The organism is Paenibacillus sp. J31R109, assembly GCF_059692055.1.
This window is the reverse complement of the sequence record NZ_JCAUAR010000001.1, coordinates 304,595-327,561: the sequence shown is the minus strand read 5'-3', so window position 1 is coordinate 327,561 and position 22,967 is coordinate 304,595. Positions and strand designations below refer to the sequence as shown.

Annotated in this window: 18 protein-coding genes and 1 pseudogene; 2 read left to right on the top strand and 17 right to left on the bottom strand. The window is 46.0% G+C overall.

Going from position 1 to position 22,967, the window contains the following annotated elements:
- Positions 1 to 34: 34 nt before the first annotated feature.
- From AC58QT_RS01335 to AC58QT_RS01310, 6 genes are all read right to left on the bottom strand, one after another.
- Positions 35 to 1,210, bottom strand: a complete 1,176-nt coding sequence (locus AC58QT_RS01335; RefSeq protein ID WP_497407407.1) for an exonuclease SbcCD subunit D — start codon at positions 1,208 to 1,210, stop codon at positions 35 to 37.
- Between the two features lie 54 nt (positions 1,211 to 1,264).
- The gene (gene addA, locus AC58QT_RS01330) at positions 1,265 to 5,227 is read right to left on the bottom strand and encodes a helicase-exonuclease AddAB subunit AddA (protein ID WP_497407406.1); all 3,963 of its coding nucleotides are present in this window, start codon (positions 5,225 to 5,227) and stop codon (positions 1,265 to 1,267) included.
- A 21-nt stretch (positions 5,228 to 5,248) separates the two neighbouring features.
- Positions 5,249 to 8,779 carry a helicase-exonuclease AddAB subunit AddB gene (gene addB / locus AC58QT_RS01325; protein WP_497407405.1) on the bottom strand — a complete coding sequence of 1,177 codons (3,531 nt, stop codon included), beginning with the start codon at positions 8,777 to 8,779 and terminating at the stop codon, positions 5,249 to 5,251.
- A gap of 242 nt (positions 8,780 to 9,021) precedes the next feature.
- Positions 9,022 to 9,270: a hypothetical protein gene (locus tag AC58QT_RS01320; RefSeq protein WP_497407404.1), complete on the bottom strand. Its 249-nt coding sequence runs from the start codon at positions 9,268 to 9,270 to the stop codon at positions 9,022 to 9,024.
- A gap of 6 nt (positions 9,271 to 9,276) precedes the next feature.
- On the bottom strand, positions 9,277 to 9,576 hold the full coding sequence (locus AC58QT_RS01315) for a hypothetical protein (protein ID WP_497407403.1): 300 nt from the start codon (positions 9,574 to 9,576) through the stop codon (positions 9,277 to 9,279).
- A gap of 86 nt (positions 9,577 to 9,662) precedes the next feature.
- Positions 9,663 to 11,033, bottom strand: a complete 1,371-nt coding sequence (locus tag AC58QT_RS01310; protein ID WP_497407402.1) for a class I SAM-dependent rRNA methyltransferase — start codon at positions 11,031 to 11,033, stop codon at positions 9,663 to 9,665.
- Between the two features lie 125 nt (positions 11,034 to 11,158).
- Here AC58QT_RS01310 and AC58QT_RS01305 point away from each other — a divergent pair, with 125 nt between their 5' ends.
- On the top strand, positions 11,159 to 12,175 hold the full coding sequence (locus AC58QT_RS01305) for a Na/Pi cotransporter family protein (protein WP_497407401.1): 1,017 nt from the start codon (positions 11,159 to 11,161) through the stop codon (positions 12,173 to 12,175).
- Here the strand turns inward: AC58QT_RS01305 and deoC are convergent.
- The 5 genes from deoC to prmA form a co-directional block, all read right to left on the bottom strand.
- Positions 12,138 to 12,818, bottom strand: a complete 681-nt coding sequence (gene deoC / locus AC58QT_RS01300; RefSeq protein WP_236287448.1) for a deoxyribose-phosphate aldolase — start codon at positions 12,816 to 12,818, stop codon at positions 12,138 to 12,140. The genes AC58QT_RS01305 and deoC overlap by 38 nt on opposite strands.
- Positions 12,819 to 12,950: 132 nt before the next feature.
- Positions 12,951 to 14,285, bottom strand: coding sequence for a tRNA (N(6)-L-threonylcarbamoyladenosine(37)-C(2))-methylthiotransferase MtaB (gene mtaB, locus AC58QT_RS01295; RefSeq protein ID WP_497407400.1), 1,335 nt, complete (start codon positions 14,283 to 14,285; stop codon positions 12,951 to 12,953).
- A 5-nt stretch (positions 14,286 to 14,290) separates the two neighbouring features.
- Positions 14,291 to 15,058: a 16S rRNA (uracil(1498)-N(3))-methyltransferase gene (locus tag AC58QT_RS01290; protein ID WP_497287799.1), complete on the bottom strand. Its 768-nt coding sequence runs from the start codon at positions 15,056 to 15,058 to the stop codon at positions 14,291 to 14,293.
- A 123-nt stretch (positions 15,059 to 15,181) separates the two neighbouring features.
- Positions 15,182 to 15,853 (bottom strand): site-2 protease family protein, encoded by a 672-nt coding sequence (locus AC58QT_RS01285; RefSeq protein ID WP_497407399.1) that lies wholly within the window; start codon positions 15,851 to 15,853, stop codon positions 15,182 to 15,184.
- 10 nt (positions 15,854 to 15,863) lie between these two features.
- On the bottom strand, positions 15,864 to 16,838 hold the full coding sequence (gene prmA / locus AC58QT_RS01280; RefSeq protein WP_497407398.1) for a 50S ribosomal protein L11 methyltransferase: 975 nt from the start codon (positions 16,836 to 16,838) through the stop codon (positions 15,864 to 15,866).
- Positions 16,839 to 17,048: 210 nt separating this feature from the next.
- Between prmA and AC58QT_RS01275 the strand changes: the two genes are divergently transcribed.
- Entirely contained in the window at positions 17,049 to 17,855 is an 807-nt protein-coding gene (locus AC58QT_RS01275) for a glycerophosphodiester phosphodiesterase (RefSeq protein ID WP_497407397.1), read from the top strand.
- A gap of 75 nt (positions 17,856 to 17,930) precedes the next feature.
- Here AC58QT_RS01275 and AC58QT_RS01270 read toward each other — a convergent pair whose 3' ends face one another.
- The 6 genes and pseudogenes from AC58QT_RS01270 to AC58QT_RS01245 all read right to left on the bottom strand — a co-directional run bounded on the left by AC58QT_RS01270 (position 17,931) and on the right by AC58QT_RS01245 (position 22,950).
- Positions 17,931 to 18,206, bottom strand: coding sequence for a hypothetical protein (locus AC58QT_RS01270; protein ID WP_497407396.1), 276 nt, complete (start codon positions 18,204 to 18,206; stop codon positions 17,931 to 17,933).
- Positions 18,206 to 18,358 (bottom strand): annotated as a pseudogene (locus AC58QT_RS01265) (YfhD family protein); the annotation flags it as partial. The pseudogene AC58QT_RS01265 and the gene AC58QT_RS01270, both read right to left, overlap by 1 nt.
- Before the next feature lie 91 nt (positions 18,359 to 18,449).
- Complete coding sequence (locus AC58QT_RS01260) at positions 18,450 to 19,241, bottom strand: hypothetical protein (RefSeq protein ID WP_497407395.1); 792 nt, start codon at positions 19,239 to 19,241, stop codon at positions 18,450 to 18,452.
- 12 nt (positions 19,242 to 19,253) lie between these two features.
- Positions 19,254 to 20,465, bottom strand: a complete 1,212-nt coding sequence (locus AC58QT_RS01255) for an ABC transporter permease (protein WP_497407394.1) — start codon at positions 20,463 to 20,465, stop codon at positions 19,254 to 19,256.
- On the bottom strand, positions 20,462 to 21,139 hold the full coding sequence (locus tag AC58QT_RS01250) for an ABC transporter ATP-binding protein (protein ID WP_497407393.1): 678 nt from the start codon (positions 21,137 to 21,139) through the stop codon (positions 20,462 to 20,464). The genes AC58QT_RS01255 and AC58QT_RS01250 overlap by 4 nt, the downstream gene beginning before the upstream one ends.
- An 83-nt stretch (positions 21,140 to 21,222) precedes the next feature.
- On the bottom strand, positions 21,223 to 22,950 hold the full coding sequence (locus AC58QT_RS01245) for an alkaline phosphatase (protein ID WP_497407392.1): 1,728 nt from the start codon (positions 22,948 to 22,950) through the stop codon (positions 21,223 to 21,225).
- Positions 22,951 to 22,967 lie beyond the last annotated feature (17 nt).

Genomic DNA, 22,967 nt, shown 5'->3' with positions numbered 1-22,967 from the left:
TTCAATTTTCTTCTCTCTCTTGCCTCACGTTTACTCAACCTGACGCATCCCCTAAATCTTTCTCTTCCAACAGCTCCAAAAACAATTGAATTAACGCAGGCTCTGGCTGTGCTCCTCCCGTTTGGCGGGCATAGAAGCGTGTAAAATGCTCTTCCATCGAAAAAGCCGCCTTCGGCATCGTTGATCGCACCGCTTCCATTTCTGGATAGATGGGACGAATATGGACGAATCCATCATAAGCTTTGCGTAACGCTTGTATTTGTTCAATGGACATGGCAGATGTCATTGTGATCTCCAGATCAATCCATGCTGTGCTATCTCTTTGTTCATCCAGCCATTGATGCACCTGTCCAATTCCTTCCTTTGCCTTCCAACTCACCAATGGACGTCCTGATGTCAAGAAAATCTCCTGCGGCTCCGCCACCTGCCCTGGCGCAAGATCAAGAATCGTCACAGATTTGGCTTGACCTGCTTCTGAGAAGCTATAGGCGATAGGCGATCCACTATATCGAATAGGAGATTCAGCCTTTACATTTTGCGGACGATGCAAATGACCTAGTGCGACATATTGCGCCCCTGCTGTCAAAGCGGTTGTATCAACCGTATAAGCACCACCAACTTGAATAGGACGTTCTGATTCCGTTTCATGACCGCCTAATACGTAGAGATGACTCATGATTAAATTTACAGTACCGCTCTCGAACGACGCTGCTTGCTTACGAATTAGTGCGCCAACCCGCTCTGAGTATTTACTGCGCAGCACTTCCTCCTCCGCAATATCAGATAGCAATTCCTTTAGACGAGATTCCGACGGATAAGGTAAAGCGATTAAGCGAGCAAGCTCACCCGTTCGCGCTATGCCAATAGATTGAATATCTGGAATCGGTAGACCGATCAACGTGATTCCTTGTGCTGCTGCCAATGGACCCGAGGCAGCAAGCCGATATGGATGATCGTGATTGCCAGAAATAATCGCGACTTGCCTTTTACCGCCATTCGCAAGTCTCGCAATGCCTTCATAAAATAACTGTTCCGCTGCCGCAGGAGGGTTCACGCTGTCATAAATATCACCAGCAATTAATACCAAATCAATTGCCTGATCTTCTACAATAGAGACGAGCTCATCCATGAAAGCGACCTGCTCTTCCATGCGGCTGCGCCCTTCCAAGGCTCGTCCAAAATGCCAATCCGCCGTGTGTAAAATTCGCATGTCTCATCTCCTTTCTGACTGTTCCACGATATCTATTTCTATCTACTAATTCCCCTACATTTCTACTAGTTTAGCTCCGTCAAAGAAATAGAGAAACTTGCCCTGAACAGGACGTTTCCAAATATGTTCCACTGCTCGTGCATATAACGTAATTTGCTTTTCATAGCGAGTTTGAAGCTCTGATTCGGAGCTGCCCCTTACGGCATCTGTCTTATAATCCACGAGAACTAGACCCAGCTCATCTTCAAATAGACAATCAATAACCCCTTGAATAAGCACAGTCTCGCCTAATGTGGATGGATCTGTCTCAGAATACACCTCGGCTGCTGGCAATCCATAACTAAATGGAACCTCTCGCTGCACATTGCGCGACTGGATCATTCGTTTGCCCACCGATGTCTCAAAAAATTTCAAAATAACAGGAATATCTACCACATCACGCTGATCCTGCGTCATCGTTTGTTTATTCAACATCTCTTGGAGCGTTGTTTGAATACTTGCCTCGGTAGGGGTATCGGCCAAAGACATGTTTTGCATAACGGCATGAACAACAGTCCCTTTCTCCGCTGCCGTTAACTTCTTCTCTTCCATAAATCTCGGTCTACGCCAAATTGAAGATGTTGGTTGACTGACCCCTGGCACGGATCCCTGGTTGAATAAGGAGGCACCATGAACAGGCGACTCAAATTCATCTACAATGCGATTCAATTCAGATAACCGTTTCATTTCCGAAACCGTCGTTTTGGCAAAGTGCTTTGGCGCATCCGGAAAGTCATATTCCCAAGATAGTCGTGCCCCTAATGTCTCTTTCCACTTCCCAGAGGTATCGACTGCTTCTCGTTGTTGAATCGCTATGAAACGATCATGATCTGGCACAACTACCTCATCATTAAATACATCCAGTGTCTGCAGGCTATCTGGCGTTATCACAGTCAACTTCCACTGAGATGGATCACGCAGCAATCGAACATGGGATGAACCTTCACTGATTCCAAGCCGCTCACGCCACAAAGTCGCATCGGGATGACGCAGCAGAGCAGGTCCAACCCAATCCAAATAACTCTTCGCTTTAGCCAACTCAAAATCAGGCAAATACCAAGTATCTCGTGATAAGTGGCGCCCCCAACCTTTTAAGAGTTTATCGAGAGATTTCACCGTGCCAAGCAAATACAATTTCTCCCGTGCTCTCGTGAGTGCAACATATAGGACACGCATTTCTTCGGCTAGAAGTTCAAGCTTTAACCTCTTCTTAATGGCAAGTGAAGGTAGCGTTGGGTAACTAACACGCAGTGTGGTATCAACGAACCGCGGTCCAAATCCTAACTCTTTATGCAGTAAGAACGCCTCATTCAAATCACGCTGATTAAACATCTTGGCCATGCCAGCCACAAAAACAACAGGAAACTCCAATCCTTTACTCTTATGAATGGACATGATGCGTACGACATCTTCCTGTTCACCGAGTGCACGCGCGGTCCCTAAATCGCCGCCACTTTCTTTCATCCGCTCGATAAAGCGTAAAAAACGGAACAATCCACGAAGCGATGTACTCTCGTATTGTCTCGCTCTATCATATAGCGCTCGTAAATTAGCTTGTCTTTGCATGCCGCCAGGTAAACCGCCAGCAAAATCGTAATAGCCCGTTTGTCTAAAAATGTGCCATATCAGGTCAGCCAGAGAGCCTTGTCTAGCGTCATTACGCCATTGTTCCAATTGCACAAGAAACTGCTCCAATTTAATTGATAGTTCGTCTTTTTGTGTAGTTGAGCTATGTTGAACTGTACGTAACACAGACTCATAGAAAGCTACAGATTTATCCGCAACTCGAATCTGCGCCAAGTCTTCAGCTGTCAGTCCTACCATCGGAGAACGTAATACAGCAGCCAATGGAACGTCCTGATAAGGGTTGTCGATAACTTTTAACAGTGAAAGCATAGTCTCGACTTCCGTTGCGGAGAAGTATCCTGTACTCAACTCTGCATAAGCAGGAATGCCTTGTTTCTTTAGCTCGTCAATTAAAATCGGTGACCAGGCTTGGGTTGCTCGCAGTAATATCACGATATCCCTGTAGGTTGCAGGGCGATCACCGCCTGATCTTTTATCAAAAACTTGAAATGATTCTTGACCCCCTGAGCCCAACAGCCCTCTGATTTGAAGAGCGATAGTACGAGCTTCAAGCTGTGCCGTTTCCAGCTCTTCCGCTTCTAGCGCTGGATCCACCCCATTTTCAGGACCATCAGCATTCATGTCATCCCCAGTTTCATCGGATTCTTCATTGAATACTTCGCTCTTATCCGTGCCATCTTTGCCACGATCAATCAACAACATCTCCACAGAACAATCCGAGGCAGAAGGCGGGTAACCCGCTCCATATACCAATTCTGCTCGCTCATCGTAGGCAATTTCGCCCACGGTTTCATTCATCATTTGTTTAAAAATAAAGTTAACAGCATCGACCACTTGAATACGACTTCGAAAATTTCTCGCTAAATCAATGCGTCCACCGTTCAATTCATGATCGGTATCAGCTTCCTTATTGGAACGATACGCTTTGTACTTTTCTAAGAATAGACCAGGTTCTGCCAATCGAAACCGATAAATACTTTGTTTCACATCACCAACCATAAAACGATTTCCTGGCTTTGACGTTGAAATCAACTCCACAATCGCTTCTTGGACACGATTCGTATCTTGATATTCATCTAGCAAGACTTCAGCAAATTGTTTCCGATAGGATTGGGCTGCTTCAGAAGGGTACAATTCACCAGGCATGGAACCTGGCGCACTTAAAATTTGCAAACAGTAATGCTCCAAATCAGCAAAGTCAATCAGCCCTTTCGCTGCTTTTGCCGATTGATACCGATGTCCAAAATCAACAATGAGATCAACGAGAACATGAAGCAACGGCGCCATTTCTGCAATTTCTTGATGGAATTGTTCTGGTGTACGACCGAAAAGCTCATCTTTTAATTTATTAATTTGTTCCTTTGCCTTATTGCGCAGTTCTTTGACTTCTTCTTGCAATGCTTTATCGTAATCGTCGCCTTTACAAGCTTTGAGTTTACCGAACTCTACGGTTTGAAAACCACGATACAAGACGGACCAGGGATATGTGGTTGTTTCTAATAAATTATGAACAAGCTCTAAATCATCACGTAGATTTTCAATATAAGGGGCAGGTCCTCCTGGGGATTCTGCGATGTTAATCGCTTGTCCTAGTAAATCCGCTGCACCTTCTAATTCCAGAGAAAGATCACGAACTAGACTCTGCTCCCATAACGAATAATCTACAGTCGCTGATGCCGCGGCTACATAGGGCAATGCTTCTTCAACTACTGTTCTTTCTTCGTTTACCGCTTCTCGGTCCGTATGTTGCTCTGGAGGTCCAAACATAGACGCAGTCCCTCTTAACCAATGCTCTGGCCAAGGATGACTACGAGATACGTCGTAAAGCTTCTGGATCAGCAGCATAATCGCGCTATCATTTCGCTCACCGCTAAAAGAGTCAACTAAGCGCCAGAAAGCGCTGTTCTCATCACTCGCCGCATAATATTCTTCCAGCATCTCACCTAGCAAATCCTGGCGAAGTAAATCAGCCTCTGTTTCATTCGCTATGCGAAAGCCAGGATCCAATTTGATCAGACTGAAATAACGTTGAACAACTTCTAAACAAAAAGAATGCAAAGTTGTAATTGAAGCCTTACCCATCAAAGCTAATTGCTTGCGCAAATGCTGCGAATGCGGCTGTTTCATCAATTCTTTTTCAAGTGCCTCACGAATCCGATGCTTCATTTCGGAAGCTGCTGCCTTCGTAAAGGTTGCGACGAGTAATCGATCTACGTCAATTGGTTCCCACTCATTGGAAATCCGTCGAATGATACGTTCCACGAGTACGGCCGTTTTACCAGAGCCCGCTGCAGCGGCAACGAGCATGTTTTGCCCTTTGAGGGTAATGGCATCCCATTGATCATCCGTCCATGTACTGCCTAGGGGTTTAGGTTCTTGCTGTTGTGTCACCTTGTACGCTCCTTTCTACCTTCACGATTGGCTGACGTGTGCAGCCAGTTCCGTCCATACCTGATCCTTTGCACGCGGTCGGAAAACTTGAATGTCATTCCCCTCAAATAAGGGATCTATTTGACAAATTGCCGTATACGAACAATGCTGGCAGGCAGACTTTTTCCCTAAACGATAAGGAGCAATATCGACATGACCATCTGTAATGTTCGTTCCAATTTGTTTTACCTGTTTTCGAACATATGTTCTCAGTGTATCCCATTGTTCATCCGTTGCCACCGACGAAGTCGAGTAAAAGCTTCCATCCTTCTTCAAGGCAACAGGAATGAGTTGTGAATGCCCTGAGCTGTTTATTAGCTCATCATCCATTAAGCCAGCTACTTCAGCATCTGCTGTAACCAAGCCCTTCATTTTGAATCTTTTGCGCAGCTCCTTCTCGACGGAAGCAGGATCTAGGGCATTTTTCTGTTGAAGCATAGGGTTATGTACATGGAAATACAGTACGCCCGCAGGCTTCGCTTCAACACCTAGCCACGTTTCTGCATGTGTAAGAATAACATCCAGGTACGTAAGCATCTGTAGCGAAAGTCCGTAATACACCTCTGAAAGCTGCAAGGCAGTTTGACTAGATTTGTAGTCAATCACGCGCAAAAGAACACCTTGCTCACCATCCGCTCGATCTACTCGGTCGATCCGGCCGATAATCTCCATCGTACAACCGTTTTCTAATTCAAATGTCAGGGAAGGCAAATCCTTTCCTGGACCAAAATCTATTTCAAGACCTAGAGGTTGAAATTGCCCATGCTTGGCGTGTTCACCAAGTATAACGGCTGCTCGTCCAACCACTTGCTTTAGTTTCCTAGCAATATAAGCATAACGACTTGAACTCAATAGAATTTCACCTTGAAGTCTTGGTGCTAGCTCATCTACCACTTGTGCAGACCTTTCCATACACTGCTGGGCAGATAATGATCCCCAATCTAGCTGGTCTTGCTGTAACTTTTGGACGAATTGATTTAAGGCTGCGTGGAACAATTGACCGATATCCGGTGCATCCAAACGATATACGCGACGCTCCTGCAGTCGTAATCCATGCGAAATGAAATGAGAGAACGGACATGCTACAAACTTCTCCATCCGTGAAACACTGGCACGTAAATGCTGACCATATAACTGTTTACTGGTTGTGGAGCTAAGCCCCTTCTCTTTGTTCGTATATTGCAATGCCTGTACAAGAGATTGCAGTTTTAATTGCCAGTCGGGTTGATCCACATACCAATTGTACGCGTCCCACCAAAGCTCTGACATGCGCCCTCCCAGCATCCAATGCTTCATACGAACAGCCAAATAGGAGATCGCCTGTGTCGGATGAGCTAAATAAGCTGCTTGCTCATTTTCTGGCGATTCCACAGACGGTTCAGCAAGAAGTAGTGACCCTTCTGTCCCCGGAAATAGCTGTCGCATTTGTCTAATTAGCTCTGAAGGCAATAACGATTTCCCTTCTTCATCGGCTAGCGGGTAACTGATCCAAAGCCGTTTTCCTGGAACAGTCAACGATGTATAAACGATAAATTGCTCATCCAACAGCTTCCGGCGACTTCCATCAGCCATAGGCAAACCAGAGTCCATCAGAACGCTTCGTTCTGCTTCTGTAAGGACACCTTTTTCAGCCATTTGTGCAGGAATTACCCCATCATTTACACCTAAAATATAAGCATACCGAATCCCGCTTGACCGTGTCCGATCCATGCTTCCGATCAGTAATTGATCCATTGAAGGCGGAACTAACCCCAGCTTCATGCTTTCCATCCCTGTTTCAATAAGACCGTTAAACAGCTCTAAAGAAAGCTCATCTTCGCCCATGGTTTCTACCAATTGATCCAACATATCCATCACACTGTTCCACATTTGTCCATGTTCGCGGGCTTTTTCTGGCTTTCCATCCAATGTTGCTTGCTGTGTCCATGCTTCCAACTTCTCTGGTGCTTGAACAGATAGTAAGAGCTCATAAACAGCTTCAACCTGCGCCTTAACTGTGCGCGCTTGAGCAAGGCGATTAGATAAGGCAAGTAACGGGCGCACAACCCACGATTTGCTCGTATTTAATGCTTGAAGCTCGGCCGATTGTTCTTGCAGCTGATCCCCATCTTGTTCCAAGTTGGCACGGAATTGATAGGTCCAAGGTTTACCATCTGTCCATCGATAACCTTGAATCCCGAAGGCGAGCACGTAATTCTCTAGTTTATCCAGCTCAGTCCTCTGTGACGTCGCACCTGGAGGCAGCAGTAAATCTGTTTTGATACAACGAAATACGGCATCGTAATGCCAGTTATGTTGAACAACTTCGAGTGCAGAACGTATAAATTCCACGAGTGGATGATGAAGCACCGAACGCTTCTGATCAAAAAAGTGAGGAATCTCATAATCCGTAAGCACCATATTTAATAAATCCTGATAACCTTCCATATTCCGCACCATGATGGCCATTTCACGCCACCGTACGCCCTGCTCGCGAACTAATTGCAGCATGTCACGCACGGCACCTTCAACCTCAGCACGGCGATGAACCGCTTCTCTAATAACAAGCTGATCAGCTATCTTTTCCCCAGGAGAAGTCTGATACTTGGGAGCTCCCCCACCAATTCGTCGATCAAAATTTTGCTCTAAATACGCAAGCGCAGGACTATCTTCGTAGCGCGGCGAACGGGATGGGGCAAGTTGAATAACCTCTGCCGAATTAAGGCCTAATTGCCAAATCATCTCCTGCAAACGTACCATCGTCGTAGCCGTAGGATGAAATAAATCCAACTCATCCGGCGTATCACCTGCCTGCACCTCTCGATCCAGACATAACGTAATTGTCACTTGTTTGCACGCAGCAAATAAAGCACCAAGCACCTTGAATTCTTGAGGAGTAAACCCGTGAAACCCATCTATCCACACCGAAGATGAACGCAAATAACTAGAGTTAGTCACTTGTTCAGCAAGCAGTGTCAAGTAATCTTCACCGTCCAAATACTGCTTGGCAAGCTCTGACTCAAAGTGCCGATAGACGAGTTGGATATCGTGCATTTTATCTCGCAGCAAGCCATGCTCACCAAGGTTAGTCACTCGTTTATTCTCATGTGTCTCCAGCTGTTCTGCCGTCACACAATACCGCTTCATTTCTGTGAAAAGCTGGTTCAAACGGTCAACGAAGCCCATTTGCTCAGCAGAATGACCGAAGAGGCGAAGCTTATCTTTGTATTTATGTAAAATGCTCGTTAACAGCAGTTTCTTTCCTGTATCATCAATAGGCAGCCTCGCTGTGCCGCCTTCTTCTTGCATCACACGCCACGCTAAACGGTGAAAACTCAGTACTTGTGCACGGATCATCCCGCGAATACTTGGATCTGATACTAGTGCATGCTCTGCTTGAAATGTGGCTTGTTCTGGGACAAGCAGAATCAACGGGTCACCTTCCGGTGCCGATGCTAGCTGCTGCTTTATTTCTGTCAAACAGCGCTCGCTCTTGCCGCTACCGGCTCTACCAAGCACGAATCGAATGGACATTCAGGGCCTCCTAACACTTTCCGTCGGAAAGCTTGCTTCGTAAGCAATTCTCGTAATCTATCTTTCTATTCTAGCATATTTCAATGGATGAGTCGGCGTGGTAGATCATGGAGGGGGATCATGGGGATACATTTCGAACACGGAATGCGAACGTACATTCTATTAGTATAGCATAGAAATAGAAAAACAGAAATTAATTAGCAGTCGATTTTTTCGAGTTGCAGAACTGGAATCACGACGCTTCACTCCCGCAACTCGATTTTTTCGAGTTGCAGAACTGGAATCACTTCGTTTCTCTCCCGCAACTCGATTTTTTCGAGTTGCAGAACTGGAATCACTTCGTTTCTCTCCCGCAACTCGATTTTTTCGAGTTGCAGTACTGGAATCACTTCGTTTCTCTCCCGTAACTCGATTTTTTTGAGTTGCAGTACTAGAATCACTGCGTTTCTCTCCTGTAACTCGATTTTTTCGAGTTGCAGAACTGGAAGCACGACGTTTCACTCCCGCAACTCGATTTTTTCGAGTTGCAGTACTGGAATCACTTCGTTTCTCTCACGTAACTCGATTTTTTCGAGTTGCTGAACTGAAAACACTTCGTTTCTCTCCCGCAACTCGATTTTTTCGAGTTGCAGAACTGGAATCACTTCGTTTCTCTCCCGCAACTCGATTTTTTCGAGTTGCAGAACTGGAATCACTTCGTTTCTCTCCCGTAACTCGATTTTTTCGAGTTGCAGTACTAGAATCACTGCGTTTCTCTCCTGTAACTCGATTTTTTCGAGTTGCAGAACTGGAAGCACTCCATTTCTCTCCCACTAACACCGCCGGAAACACAACAAAAAAAGACAAAGCCAGATTAAACCGGCTTTGCCCACTGCATAACAATTTATTTGCTGCGCACTTCAAAAATAGCAAATTTCAAATAATGCCCTTCATCTACGCCAAGAATGCGCGGATGATCCATGCCTGCTCCACGGAACTCAATCAAGCGCAGCAACTTCCCGGCATCTGTTGCCGCGGCATGGATTGTTTCAAGAAACAATTCCGGATGCATGTGATAAGAGCAGCTAGCTGTGACCAGATATCCACCTTCATTCACAAGCTTCATCCCGTGTAAGTTAATATCTTTATAGCCTCGGCAAGCTCCTTCAACAGCGCTTTTCGTCTTGGCAAAAGCAGGTGGATCAAGAATAACAACATCCCATGTTCGACCGCCGGTACCTACTGGCTTAGAAGTGTCGACCTTGGCTTGTCCTGTCGCAGCAGCAGAGCGAAGCTTTCGCTCATCCAGACCTTTAACTTGCGTGCGTAAGTACTCAAAAGCATCCGCAACAACGAATTCAACGCGATCCTCGAAGCCATTCAATGCAACGTTTGTACGTGCACTCTCAATGGCATGCTCGGAAATATCGAGACAGGTTACTTTTTTCGCACCAAATTGACAAGCATTTAGCGTAAAGCTCCCCGTATGTGAGAAGCATTCCAACACAGAAGCTCCGTCCCAAAGCGGGAACGTCACTACTTTGCCATTCGCATTCACAGGCAGCATTTGTGTAACGCCATTCTCTTCCACCTCAGACAATTGAATACCACTGCGGTGACCCCAACCTGTCATCAATGGCGCGATAGCCGCACGATTCTCTCGTTGATCGAAGAAATAGCCTGTCTTCTGACCTTCCTCAATATCCACGCGAATCCGAAGGCCGTTCTCAAGAATATCAACATGCTTCGCACAATCTCCGAACAGAAGCCCTTTCGTTTGTTTAAGACCTTCTAACTCACGAATGGAAACGTCACTTCGCTCATAAATCCCTGCAGGCTTCATGACTTGCACCAACGCTTCCACGATGTTCTCCCGGCAGAGGTCCATTCCCAAGGTCAAAAGCTGAACAACTAGCGTGTTCTCGAATTTATCTACGATGAGTCCTGGCAGGAAGTCGGCTTCTCCATAAACCAAGCGATAGGACTGCGCTCCTTTCACAAAACGCTGACGATGAAGGAAACAATGTGTAAAACGTTCGACGAAAAACTCCGTCGTCATCGCCTCAATCGGGCTATACGATACAATACGTACCGTTAGCTGTGAATTTTCGTTGTAATAGCCAGTTGCAAGATATTTGCCTAGGTGGTTCTGAACAGATACAAGTTGTCCAGGTACGATATCTCCATCCGTCCGCTCGATTTCACTCTTATAAACCCATGGATGTCCTTGCTCCAAGCGGGGTTTGCGTTTCTTATTTAAAAATACTGCTGCCATATTGTATAGCCGTCCTTTGCGTGAAACCGTTCACCTACATCATCTGGCTTGTCATGCTTGTCTGTACGGTCACATATATTGGTTGAAAACGAAAACGTCGTACCTCACGAAAAGGAGAACTTCTCATGATTCATGCTATTATTTTGCCTGTACTCACAGGCTTTATTTTATTCCTGCTCGGAATGAAGCTGATGGAATCCTCGCTTCAGACCTGGGCTGGCCCCCGCCTCCAGCTATGGCTGGAGCGGTTCACCCGCACACCGGTGCGCGGCCTCATCACCGGCACCGTACTAACCGCGGCGCTGCAGAGCAGCACCGCCATCACAGTCATCGCCATCGGCCTCGTCGGCGCTGGCGTCCTGTCCTTTCCGAGAACACTTGGCGTGATTCTCGGAACGAACATCGGCACGTGCCTCACCACTGAGCTGATCGGGCTCAGCATCAGTGGCATCGGCGTGCCGATCCTGATCGCCAGCGCCTGCGTCTGGCTGGCGAGCTGGCTTGCCGGTCCGCTGCCTCAGGCAAGCGGACCACGCGCGACCAGCGCCCCGCAGACCGTCGCTGCGCACGACGGTGGGCGCCCTTGGCTGCGCAGCGTCCGCTACGGCTCGCTCGCGGTAGCTGGCTTCTCGCTCGTGCTGCTCGGCATCGAGATCATGCAAACCATCGGGCCTGCGCTGCAGTCCCGCGGTCTCTTCACCTGGTTTGTGCAGCAGGCGCAAACCAGTCTGCTCTGGGGCATCCTCGCTGGCGCAGCAGTGACCGCGCTCGTGCATAGCAGCGCAGCCGTCATCGCCATGGCGATGAGCCTTGCCGCTTCTCAGGCACTGCCTGTCGAGCTTGGCGTTGCCATAACCATAGGAGCCAATGTCGGCACCTGTGTCACCGCGCTGATCGCCGGCATGAGCAGTTCACGCGCCGGCCGATACGTCGCATGGTCGCATGTCCTGCTCAATGTTGGCGGCGCAATCCTCTTTTACCCATTTATCCATGGGCTCGTCAGTTTATCCGCTCTATTAGCAAGTGATGCCGCCTCGCAAATCGCAAGGTCCCAAACCATTTTCAACATCGTAGGTTCCTTAGTTGCCTTACCTTTGTGCTATCTTAGTATGTGGAAGCGCCTTGAGTTCCGTTCACAATAGCTACACCAGAACTAGTACCTAGTCTTGTGGCACCCGCTTCGATCATCGCAATCGCTGTCTCAACATCACGTACTCCACCTGATGCTTTCACACCAATCGTACTGGACACATTTTGACGCATCAAGCGAACATCTTCAACCGTAGCTCCACCTGGACCAAAGCCAGTCGAAGTTTTGACAAAATGAGCACCCGCTTCTTCCGAAAGACGGCATGCCGTTGCTTTCTGCTCATCATTCAAGAAACCTGTTTCCATGATTACTTTGACGATGGCTTTGCCTTTAACAGCATCTACAACTTGTTTAATATCAGAACGAACAGCATCAAGTTGCCCTTCCAATAGCAATCCGATTGGCAAAACCGTATCGATTTCAGCTGCGCCGTTTTCAACAGCTTTTGCCGCTTCAAATGCTTTCACTTCACTCAAACTCGCGCCAAGCGGGAAGCCAACTACTGCAGCAACCTTAACGCCTGTTCCTTCCAATGCTTTAGCAGCAGTAGCAACAAATTGTGAATTTACACACACGCTGAAAAATTGATGTTGTGCCGCTTCCTCGCACAATTTGTGAATCGCAGCTGTACTTGCATCTGCTTTCAAAAGTGTATGGTCAATATAGCTAGCAATTTCTTTCGCGTTTAACGTCATCGAAAAGCACCTCATCTAATATTGTTATTTCATCCTTACCTGCTATGCTCTCGTGCAATCGAGAAAACCTCTATCGCAGTCCTTTAATAGGAACGACCACGAGTAGAGGTAGGTACTTGCCTAAAGCTTCACTTACAGATTCACTACGCCTTCAAGAATGCGCACAAGATGTCCTTTGCTTTCATTCACGCCAGCTTCCGTAACCTTAACACGGCACACTTGACCGATCATCTCTTCTGACCCTTCAAAAACCAATTGCACATAGTTATCGGAATAACCGCTGTATAGACCGCTATCCGGTGCACCTTTGTAGGTACGCTCTGGAATAACTTCCAGAACTTGACCAACGAACTTCTGCGCATAAGCTAACTGCATTTTCTCCGACAGATCAATGAGTTCATGCACACGCGCATTTTTGATTTCTTCATCCACTTGATCTTCCATCCGTGCTGCAGGAGTTCCTGTCCGTTTGGAGTAAGGGAATACGTGCATTTCTGAGAATTTCATTTGCTCCATGAACTTGTAACCATCACGGAACATCTCTTCTGTCTCGCCAGGGAAACCAACGATAACATCCGTCGTGATTGCAACATCCGGCATAATCTCATGCAGACGCTCAATCTTACGAGCAAATTCAGCCGTTGTATATTTGCGGCGCATCCGCGCTAATACTTGATCATCGCCTGCTTGCAGCGGGATATGAAGGTGACGGCACATTTTGTCCGAAGATTTCAAAACCTCAATCACTTCATCTGTAATTTGGCTGGCTTCAATAGAGGAGATCCGAATTCGCTTCAGACCTTCAACTTTATCTAAATCCTTCAACAGCTTTGCCAAACTGTAATCTTCAATATCTTCACCATAGCCTCCCGTATGAATACCTGTCAGGACGATTTCCTGATAGCCAGCAGCAACGAGTTGCTCAGCTTGTGCGATAACGCTTTGCGGTTCACGACTACGCATTAACCCGCGTGACCACGGAATAATGCAGAATGTGCAGAAGTTGTTGCAACCTTCTTGAATTTTCAGAAACGCCCGTGTACGATCAGCAAAATCAGGCACGTCCAATTCTTCGAAAGTGCGTGTTTTCATAATGTTGCGAACTGCATTAATCGGTTGACGATCCAATTCAAATTGCTTCACGATTGGAATAATCTTCTCACGATCCTGCGTCCCAATCACCATGTCTACACCTGGAATCGCCATAATTTCAGCTGGAGACGTTTGTGCATAACAGCCTGTTACAGCAACAATCGCTTCAGGATTACGACGAATTGCGCGTCGAATCATTTGGCGGCTTTTCTTGTCCCCTGTATTCGTAACTGTGCAAGTGTTAATCACATAGACATCTGCCGTATTTTCGAAATCAACTTGTTCATAGCCCTCATTTTTGAAAAGCTGCCAAATTGCTTCTGTATCATAAAAGTTTACTTTACATCCTAGTGTATGAAACGCTACCGTTGCCATTTCGCTTATCCTCCCATTTCTCCGGTTTCATAGAACAGACACGTTAGACCCACCATGGCAGCCGTCTCTGTCCGCAAAATGCGATTCCCCAGCGAAACCGAGCGAAAGCCAGCATCTTCAGCTTGCTTAATTTCTTGCTCTGTGAATCCACCCTCGGGGCCAACCGCAATCAAAACTTGTTTTCCTGATCCTAGCTGGCCTGCTGCTAGAGCTGCCTGAATAGCTGGCTTTAACTGCTGACCGTCTTCCTTCTCATAACAAATCCAAGCGACATCCGCTTCCTTAGCTCGCTGCAATAATTGCTTCCACGAGTAAACCGACTCAATCTGCGGCACGCGGTTACGGTGCGCTTGTTCGGCTGCTTCTTTTGCGATTTTCTGCCAGCGCTCTGTACGCTTAGCTTCTTTCTTCGCATCATACTGTACAATGGTTCGTTCCGATAAAAAAGGAAGAAACCGGGCTGCCCCGATCTCGGTCCCTTTTTGAATAATAAGCTCCATCTTATCGCCTTTAGGCAAGCTCTGTGCAATCCACACGTCAACTGCTGCTTCTGCATCCATCGCAAGCTCTTCCACGATTTCCGCGGTTACAGCTCCCTTATCCAAGTGAGTGATACGAACGAGCACTTCACGATCCACGCCATTGCTGCAGATCACTTTGTCTCCTACTTCTGCCCGCATGACACGACCTAGATGATGTGCATCATCACCCTCAATGGTGACGGTTTGTGTAGAAGCATGGAACTGCTGAGGCGGGAGAAAATAACGTTGCATAGTCAAAGCCTCTCTATCTTCGTTCTTTTGAACTTTATTGGACATCAAGATCCAGTGAAACTACCACACACCATCATACCTCGTTTGAGCCTGAAAATCCATATGGAACTGTTTGGTCAGAGGTTACATGCCCAGTATGCTCGTAATCACAATGGCAAACTGGTTGATAATGCTATCGCCTAAGCGTAGATAAGGATCTAACGTTACCTGACGTAATGGTCTGATAAAAACGACTAAAAGGAAAATCACAGACGCCCATTGTTCAAACTTTTGAAGAGTTTCCGTGTATCTAAGGTTAACCAAATCTTGAATAATGCGATACCCGTCCAGAGGCGGAATTGGTATTAAGTTAAACAGGAATAGTGTAATGTTGATGTTCAACATCAGCTTCAAGAACAAGACAATCGCATCTCCGCTACCTTTGGACATCCCATCTAACCAACCATACTTCTGGAACAGAGCGAAAATAAATAACGTAATAAAGGCCATAATCAAGTTACTAATCGGCCCCGCCGCGGTTACAATAATGCCAAACAAGCGAGGTCTCTTGAAATTACCACGGTTTACGGGCACCGGCTTCGCCCAACCAAAGCCTGCAATCAGCAGCATGATCGTTCCGAAAAGGTCCAAATGGACCATCGGATTCAAGGAGACTCGGCCAAATTTATACGCCGTATCATCTCCTAATTTATAGGCGCTATACGCATGCGCCCATTCATGAATCGTAAACGAAAGTACGAGCACCAAGATGACAAACGGCAACGTATTCCAATCGTAAAATAATAAGCCTCCCATGAACCAACACCTACAGCTTTCTAGCTACGATCACAACCCAATTCGAATCATAGTTTTTCTCTACGATCGTGAATTTAGCTGCAATCAGTGCTTTTTCTACATCCGCTTCTTTATTCGTTATGATGCCTGAAGTAATGTAATATCCGCCTTGTTGCAGCACCTCGTATACATCATCAACGAACATCACAATGACCTCTGCCAAAATGTTCGCAACGACGAGTTGAACAGGAATTGACACACCTAACCCTGCATCCCCTTCGGACTCGCTTTCTTTAAGTACGCCAAGAAGATCGCTAAGTTTCACCGTAATTTTATCTTCGAGTTGATTCTGCTTCGTATTATCCAACGCACTAGTAACAGCTACGGGATCTAGATCCACCGCAAGGACATGTTTAGCTCCAAGTTTAGCTGCTGCAATGGAAAGAATACCTGAGCCCGTTCCCACATCAATCACGTCGTCACCAGGCTGCATCACTTTCTCTAGCGTTTTCAAGCAAAGTGATGTCGTTGCATGTGTACCTGTACCGAACGCCATACCTGGGTCAAGCTCTAAGATTAATTCATCTGGCGATGCCGTATACTCTTCCCAAGTTGGTTTAATCGTCAATCGATCGGAAACACGGATCGGTTTGAAATACGTTTTCCACGCATGTGCCCAGTCTTCATCATCAACTTCGACAACTTCAAACGTCGGATTTCCCGTATCGATATCAAAATCCGCCAATTGTTCAACAGATGCCTTCAGATTCGCGAGAACAGGTTCCATGTCTGTGCCATGGTAGAAATAGCCTTTGATCACAGCTCTTCCTTCCGGGATATCGTTAAACGGTGTTTCGTATAATTGACCGAATGACGTATCTCGCTCTTTATTTAAAGTTCCGGATTCTTCGATGGAAACACCTCCGGCACCCAATTCATGAACAAAGTTGGTTATCATTTCAATCGCTTCTTCAGTCGTATGTACAGTTAATTCTTGCCAAAGCATCGGTATTGCTCCTCCTGTCGGTTACTCCTATATGAAAATGTCACCCGATTAGGCTATTTTCACAAAGAACATTGTACTACACTTCGCTTCTGGGGTAAAATGGAGTCATCAATGTAAGCGCTTTTTTATTTTTCTTAACACTGTTCTAACAATCTGGTGTTACATTGAATAAGTCATCATTATTATCTATTGTAAGAACGGAGACAGCTTATGCGAAAAACACTCATGGTACTTCCTGTTTTCCTTGTAATGGCCCTTATCGCCCCCCTGACAACCAAAACCTTGAGTGCCGATAATTACAGTCAAGTTACTGCTCATCGTGGAAGCTCAGGGCATACGCCAGAGAATACGCTAGCTGCGTTTCAACAAGCCATCACCGATCATGCTGGATATGCAGAGTTAGATGTCCAAGAAACAGCTGATGGCGTCGTCATGCTTATGCATGATAATAGTGCGGATAGAACGACTGGTATCAACAAAAATATGTGGGAAGTCACCTCGTCTGAGCTCCAACAAGCCAGTGCTGGAAGTTGGTATCATAAGGATTTCAAAGATGAGCATGTCCCTACCTTGGATGAAGTTATTACACTCGCCAAAGGTCATTTGAAGTTGAATATCGAGTTAAAAAATAACGGTCATGTGGTGGATCTTGCCAAAAAAACGGTAGATATTATCCAGTCCCATGATTTTGTAAAAGAATGTACCGTGACCTCTTTTGATGCGGAGCTTTTGCATAAAGTGAAGTCTCTGAACTCCGCCATTAAGACTGGCCTCATTGTAGGTCAAAACACCGAAAATCTCGATGAGCTAATGAAAAGCTCTGATTATGAAGTTATTTCTGCGGCATATCCGCTTGTGAATGAGTCTTTCATGAGACTGGCCGAGAATCACCATAAAGAAGTTTATGTTTGGACAGTCAATGACACTAGAATGATGAGACGCATGCTCGCTCTAGGTGTGTCCAGCATTATTACGAATTATCCCGATAAGCTTGTCAATTTGATGAGCGTTGAATAAATGTTGTACATGTAAAAAAAGCACCTGCTCCTTCAACCTCAACAGATGAGGTTCAATGGAATAGGTGCTTCTTGTTTATACCGACCCGCCCGCTGTTTCAATCACACGGATCGCTTGTTCATAACATTTTTCATCAATCACAGCAGCTAAAACAATATCAAGTCGTGCCGTATCCGTCTCATGATCACGATTAATCATACTATCCGCCATGGATGACTCAAACCCGCTGCCAATATCATTCGAAAAGCGGTCAACCTGCACATCCACAGCTCGCAAGGCCTTTAATTTTGAAGCGACACCTTCTGCTTGCTCTGGTGAGTAAAAATAGGCAAGAATTGCTCGCTCAGCCATTACTGATCTTCCTGACGGTCATCCGCTGCTTGCGCTCGTGCGGCTGCTTCAAAATCATCCTTATCCGCTACTTCTGACGAGAATTCAACATCCTCTTGTTTAGCAACTGGCAAGTTGCTTTGTGCTTGGTTATTGTGCTTCTGGTTCATATACGCATGCCTCCTATATTCCTAATCCCTTAATTGAAAGCCCCATATATCGTTTGCGAACCAGAACCTTTTTATGCAAATCCTAACAGCACGATTACTCCTTTATCTTTTCAAAAGAAGCATTATACAACCGAAACATCGTTTTGTAGCCCGATTCATCAAGCTTAATGCCGACATCGAGCTTCCCGGTGATCAAAAGAGGACCCGAAGTATATCTCAGTTTCACTGCATCGGGGACATACACAATCATGATTTGATTCCAGTACGTCTCATCACCATTATCGAAGGGACATTCAGCTCCAGGTTGAGGAATCAGAAGAAACCAGTGCTTTTCAAAGGACAAAACTTCGCCCATAAATCCTTTGATCTGGACGGTCTTCCCGTTCATATCCCAAAACTTATTAGAGGGCGTATCTTGCTTAGCCGTATCGAAAAACTCCCCCCATTTGATCTCGTTGGTCAATTGGTTTTTTGTCGATTTTGGCGTACTGACAGGCTCTGTCGGTTTGGCTTCTGGTTTGGTCTCCACCGGTTTGGTTTCTGTCTTCGGAGCCGCACTTCCTCCAGGCTCGGCAGACTTCGGCGACGTTACAACGGGCTGTGTCTCACTAACCTGTGCCTGTGGGGAAGGCGATGGTGGCACTGAAGGCTTCGTAGTTGGAGCTGGGGATGCTTCCGGACCCATAGTCGCTGGACTTACAGGTGTCGCAACAGGTGCAAGTGTCTCATTGGAGGACACATGACTAGTTGGCGCTGCAGAAGCGACGGTTGGTGAAACAATACTACCGAAGGATTGTCCTGGCGATTCCGTCTTCTTTTGACCACAACCTGAAACCACAACGCATAAGACTAAAATCAGTCCAATACTGCAATATCTATTTCTCATCCTATTGTCACCTCAAGACCGGAATAATTGCAAAGGATCAACGCGATAAGCTTGAATTGCTGGGCCAATTGAAGCAGCTATCGCAATCAGTAAAGTAACTACAACCAGTAAAAACTCCCCTGGTAAGTAAGAACCCGCTTGTATTTGTAAACCTGTTTGCGCGAAAACAACATCACTGCTTAGATATGCGCCGATATGTCCGAGAGCAATCCCGACAATTAACCCCATAATAGTTAATAGAACACCTTCTCCGATTAGGGAAAACCAGATGAATTGCTTCGATTTTCCTATTAATCGCAGTAAAGCAACATCCCTTTTGCGTTCATGAACGGCAGCAACCAACGATAATAAAATCGATCCTGCTGCGAGTAAAATACATATGACCGTTACGAATTTCACTGCTTGTGTTCCTTGATCAACAACGTTAACAACATCGGCTACCGCCTTGCTCGTAAAGACTGACTGCACATTATTATATTTTGCGAACTCTGTTTTGATGGTCTGGGCACCAAGTAGTGATTTCGGTTTGACAAGAATCGCTGTAATATCTTGCTTGCCACTTTGCTGACTTTCGTGAACAGCCCACGCATAATCCAACGTTGTAAATACAGCTCGATCATCTGATGTGTGCAATGGCGGCAATATGCCTACTACCGTATATGTAAAGGCATGGTGTCCCTCTTCTTCGTCTTCTTCCTCCTCTTCATGCACGCCTACTTCCTGTATAAGTCCATGGGCACCAACAAACGTGTCTCCCACCGATAGACCAAGCGAACTTGCCACATAAGAACCAACAATGGTCTCGCCTTGTTTTCCGTAAAGATTGCCTTGTGCCATTTGTTTGCCAGCGCCATAGCGTGTCAGGAAATAACCAGGCTCCATGCCGATAATTGGGAACCCTTGATAATTATCACCAGTCGTCATGGCATAAGCCGAATCCACGAAATCATTTTTGCGCACATCATCTAAAACCGTGATTGGAATATTCCCCGTGGGCGCACCGATGTGGTAGTAGGTATTCAGTGCAAGCTGCGTAGCGCTGCCTTTGGCTCCAATGGTCACATCGAAAGGTCCATAACCATTTTCAGCGCCTCGCTCAACGCCTTGACTGCATATTAGAAGGAATACAACCAGGGCTGCTGTAATAGCTACAGAGCAAATCGTTAATAGTGACAAGGTTTTACGATGCCAGAGTTGGCTCCAAAGTAAAGAGATGACACTCATACCGATACACTCCTAAGCAGCTCATTCAGTTCTCGCATATCTACTCTTGTCGGAAACATCTCAGCGATATGTCGATCATGCGTGACTGAGACCAAAGTCAATTGCTCCGCTTTACAAATCTCAAGCAACAAGGCCATCAACTCACTCCCTGTCTCCCAATCCAAGCTGCCAGTCGGCTCATCCGCTAAAAGTAGTGGGGGCTTTGTAATTAAAGCCCTCACAATTGCGGCTCTTTGCTGTTGCCCCCGCGAGAGTTGCGACGGTAGATGGTCCCTACGATCTTTCAAGCCTACACGTTCAAACCAATCGTCAAGCTTCTCCGTTCGCTCCTTTTTCGACCAAGTGCGCGGCAGAATTAACTCAACGTTTTTTCTTAAGGTAAGTGAAGAAATGAGATGAAAATCTTGAAAAATATAGCCGATCTTCTCCGCTCTAAAGCGATCTCTTTTACTTTCGGAGAGAAGATGAACCGGTTGGTCAGCTACCCAGATCTCTCCCTGCTCTGGCGTGATGACACCGCTTAGCAGATGTAAAAGGGTGCTTTTCCCACAGCCACTCGGTCCCATTAGCGCTATTCTTTCACCTTTTTGAATGTGCCACTTCGCTATTTGCAAGATTGGCAAGTTTTGACCATGGAGTCGGAACGATTTCGATATTCCCTGCATGCTAATCATGCAAACCCTCCTCACTTCAATATGACTACAAAAAGAAAAGAGGACACAGGGAAGGAGCCCCCCATGTCCGTCTGCTCCTATAATTAATTTTTTACAATGCGCTCATTAAAGGAATCCCATGTGAATGTTTTTCCAGTCAGTTGATTAAAAGCTTCAAGCGGCAAATACAACTTACCGTTATCCACATTGCCAACCCATGCACTTGCCGTACCATTTACAGTAATCTCTCCTGTTGAGACAAGAACAGAGATCTTTTGACTATCTTTTGTAAAAGTTACGGTATGTGAAGCTTCGTCCCAACCTACTTGAATGCCAAGAGATTCTGCTAGTGATCTTGCCGTAAACAAAGTTTTGGAATCACGCGTCACTTTGAACATTGGGTACAGATATTTGTCTTGAAGCTCTTTTGTGGCCGCTGCCAAATCAGCACCAATCACTTTTGCACCATTTTTCGCAATGTCCGTATTATCGATGTCGCCTTTAACTAGAGAAGCTATTGGACCATATGCCCACACACCAACATCAACCCCAGTATGACCATGTCCTGTCCAGCCAACTGCAAGGCGTTTCGACACGACTGCATTATAACCGCCGCCACGTCCGTAGGAGGAGCCATCGCCATTCAAAATCAATTGAACCTCTTCATCAGACAGATCCGTGAAGCCAATATTGTCTGCAACGATTTTGCGGATATCTTCGGCTGTTTGCGCTTTTTTCAAAATACCATCGATATACTCATAGGAATGCTTCTGTTTGTTAAACAAATCTACATTGATTTCATAGACATTGTCTCTCGCAAGGGAAAGACCGCCTGTCTCATGATCCGCTGAAACAACAACAGAGGTATTGCCATCTTTTTTAGCAAAATCAACTAATGTCTTGAACGTAGCATCCAGCTCTAGCATTTCTTGAATGTTTGCAGGAAGATCGTTGGCATGACCAGCGTGATCGATACGGCCTTGCTCTACCAATAAGACGAAACCATTTTTGTTTTGGGATAAAATATCCAATGCCTTTTGCGACAATTGCGGTAAGCTAGGCACAGTCTCTGTACGGTCCAGTACGTAAGGAATTTCCGCATCTGCGAAAAGACCAAGCGCTTTACCTGCAGTTACAGGGATGGCATCCAAGCCTTTTTTATCAAAAGCCGTTTGGTACCCTTTAGCTTGAAAGTCAGGAATGATGTTTTTGTCCGTACGTTTTCCTTTATCTTCTTTCGTCGTGAAGTTGACCTTACCTCCACCGAAAATAACGTCGACACCACTGTTCAAATATTGCGAAGCAATCGCATTTTGATTGCTGCGTTGACGTACATGTGATGCCCATACAGCAGGCGTAGCTCCAGTAATATTATCTGTTGATACTAGACCCGTTGCTTTGCCTTGCTTCATAGCCGCTTCAATCACAGAAGCATAAGGTGAAGCTACTTCACCGTTAGAGACACTGATTGCATTGTTGTATGTCTTATTCCCTGTTGAAAATGCTGTCGCCGCTGCTGCAGAATCCGTAATTGCACCAGACTCCGTTGTGTAAGGACTTGCTTGTGAGTATGTAGTCGCTTTCCCAACATAATAACCGCCATCTAACTCCAGACGATCTTTACCTAGGAACTTTTTCGCGTAATAACGAGCAGCTGTTACTTCAGCTGGTCCCATTCCATCGCCGATAAGAACAATCAAATTTTTAGAAGGTGGAGCAACTGAAGTTGACGGTGCCGCTGAATCTGCAGCAGAAACTGTCCCTGCTAGACTTAGAGTTAATAAGGAAACTGCCATTCCAGAACTCATGATTTGTTTTAACGCTTTTTTCAAATGTTTTCCCTCCAAAA

What these genes read in the sequence shown, in the direction of transcription:
- AC58QT_RS01335 (WP_497407407.1), bottom strand. Translation starts at nt 1,210, where the DNA reads ATGCGAATTTTACACACGGCGGATTGGCATTTTGGACGAGCCTTGGAA.
- addB (WP_497407405.1), bottom strand. Translation starts at nt 8,779, where the DNA reads ATGTCCATTCGATTCGTGCTTGGTAGAGCCGGTAGCGGCAAGAGCGAG.
- AC58QT_RS01310 (WP_497407402.1), bottom strand. Translation starts at nt 11,033, where the DNA reads ATGGCAGCAGTATTTTTAAATAAGAAACGCAAACCCCGCTTGGAGCAA.
- AC58QT_RS01305 (WP_497407401.1), top strand. Translation starts at nt 11,159, where the DNA reads ATGATTCATGCTATTATTTTGCCTGTACTCACAGGCTTTATTTTATTC.
- deoC (WP_236287448.1), bottom strand. Translation starts at nt 12,818, where the DNA reads ATGACGTTAAACGCGAAAGAAATTGCTAGCTATATTGACCATACACTT.
- mtaB (WP_497407400.1), bottom strand. Translation starts at nt 14,285, where the DNA reads ATGGCAACGGTAGCGTTTCATACACTAGGATGTAAAGTAAACTTTTAT.
- AC58QT_RS01290 (WP_497287799.1), bottom strand. Translation starts at nt 15,058, where the DNA reads ATGCAACGTTATTTTCTCCCGCCTCAGCAGTTCCATGCTTCTACACAA.
- AC58QT_RS01285 (WP_497407399.1), bottom strand. Translation starts at nt 15,853, where the DNA reads ATGGGAGGCTTATTATTTTACGATTGGAATACGTTGCCGTTTGTCATC.
- prmA (WP_497407398.1), bottom strand. Translation starts at nt 16,838, where the DNA reads ATGCTTTGGCAAGAATTAACTGTACATACGACTGAAGAAGCGATTGAA.
- AC58QT_RS01275 (WP_497407397.1), top strand. Translation starts at nt 17,049, where the DNA reads ATGCGAAAAACACTCATGGTACTTCCTGTTTTCCTTGTAATGGCCCTT.
- AC58QT_RS01270 (WP_497407396.1), bottom strand. Translation starts at nt 18,206, where the DNA reads ATGGCTGAGCGAGCAATTCTTGCCTATTTTTACTCACCAGAGCAAGCA.
- AC58QT_RS01260 (WP_497407395.1), bottom strand. Translation starts at nt 19,241, where the DNA reads ATGAGAAATAGATATTGCAGTATTGGACTGATTTTAGTCTTATGCGTT.
- AC58QT_RS01255 (WP_497407394.1), bottom strand. Translation starts at nt 20,465, where the DNA reads ATGAGTGTCATCTCTTTACTTTGGAGCCAACTCTGGCATCGTAAAACC.
- AC58QT_RS01250 (WP_497407393.1), bottom strand. Translation starts at nt 21,139, where the DNA reads ATGATTAGCATGCAGGGAATATCGAAATCGTTCCGACTCCATGGTCAA.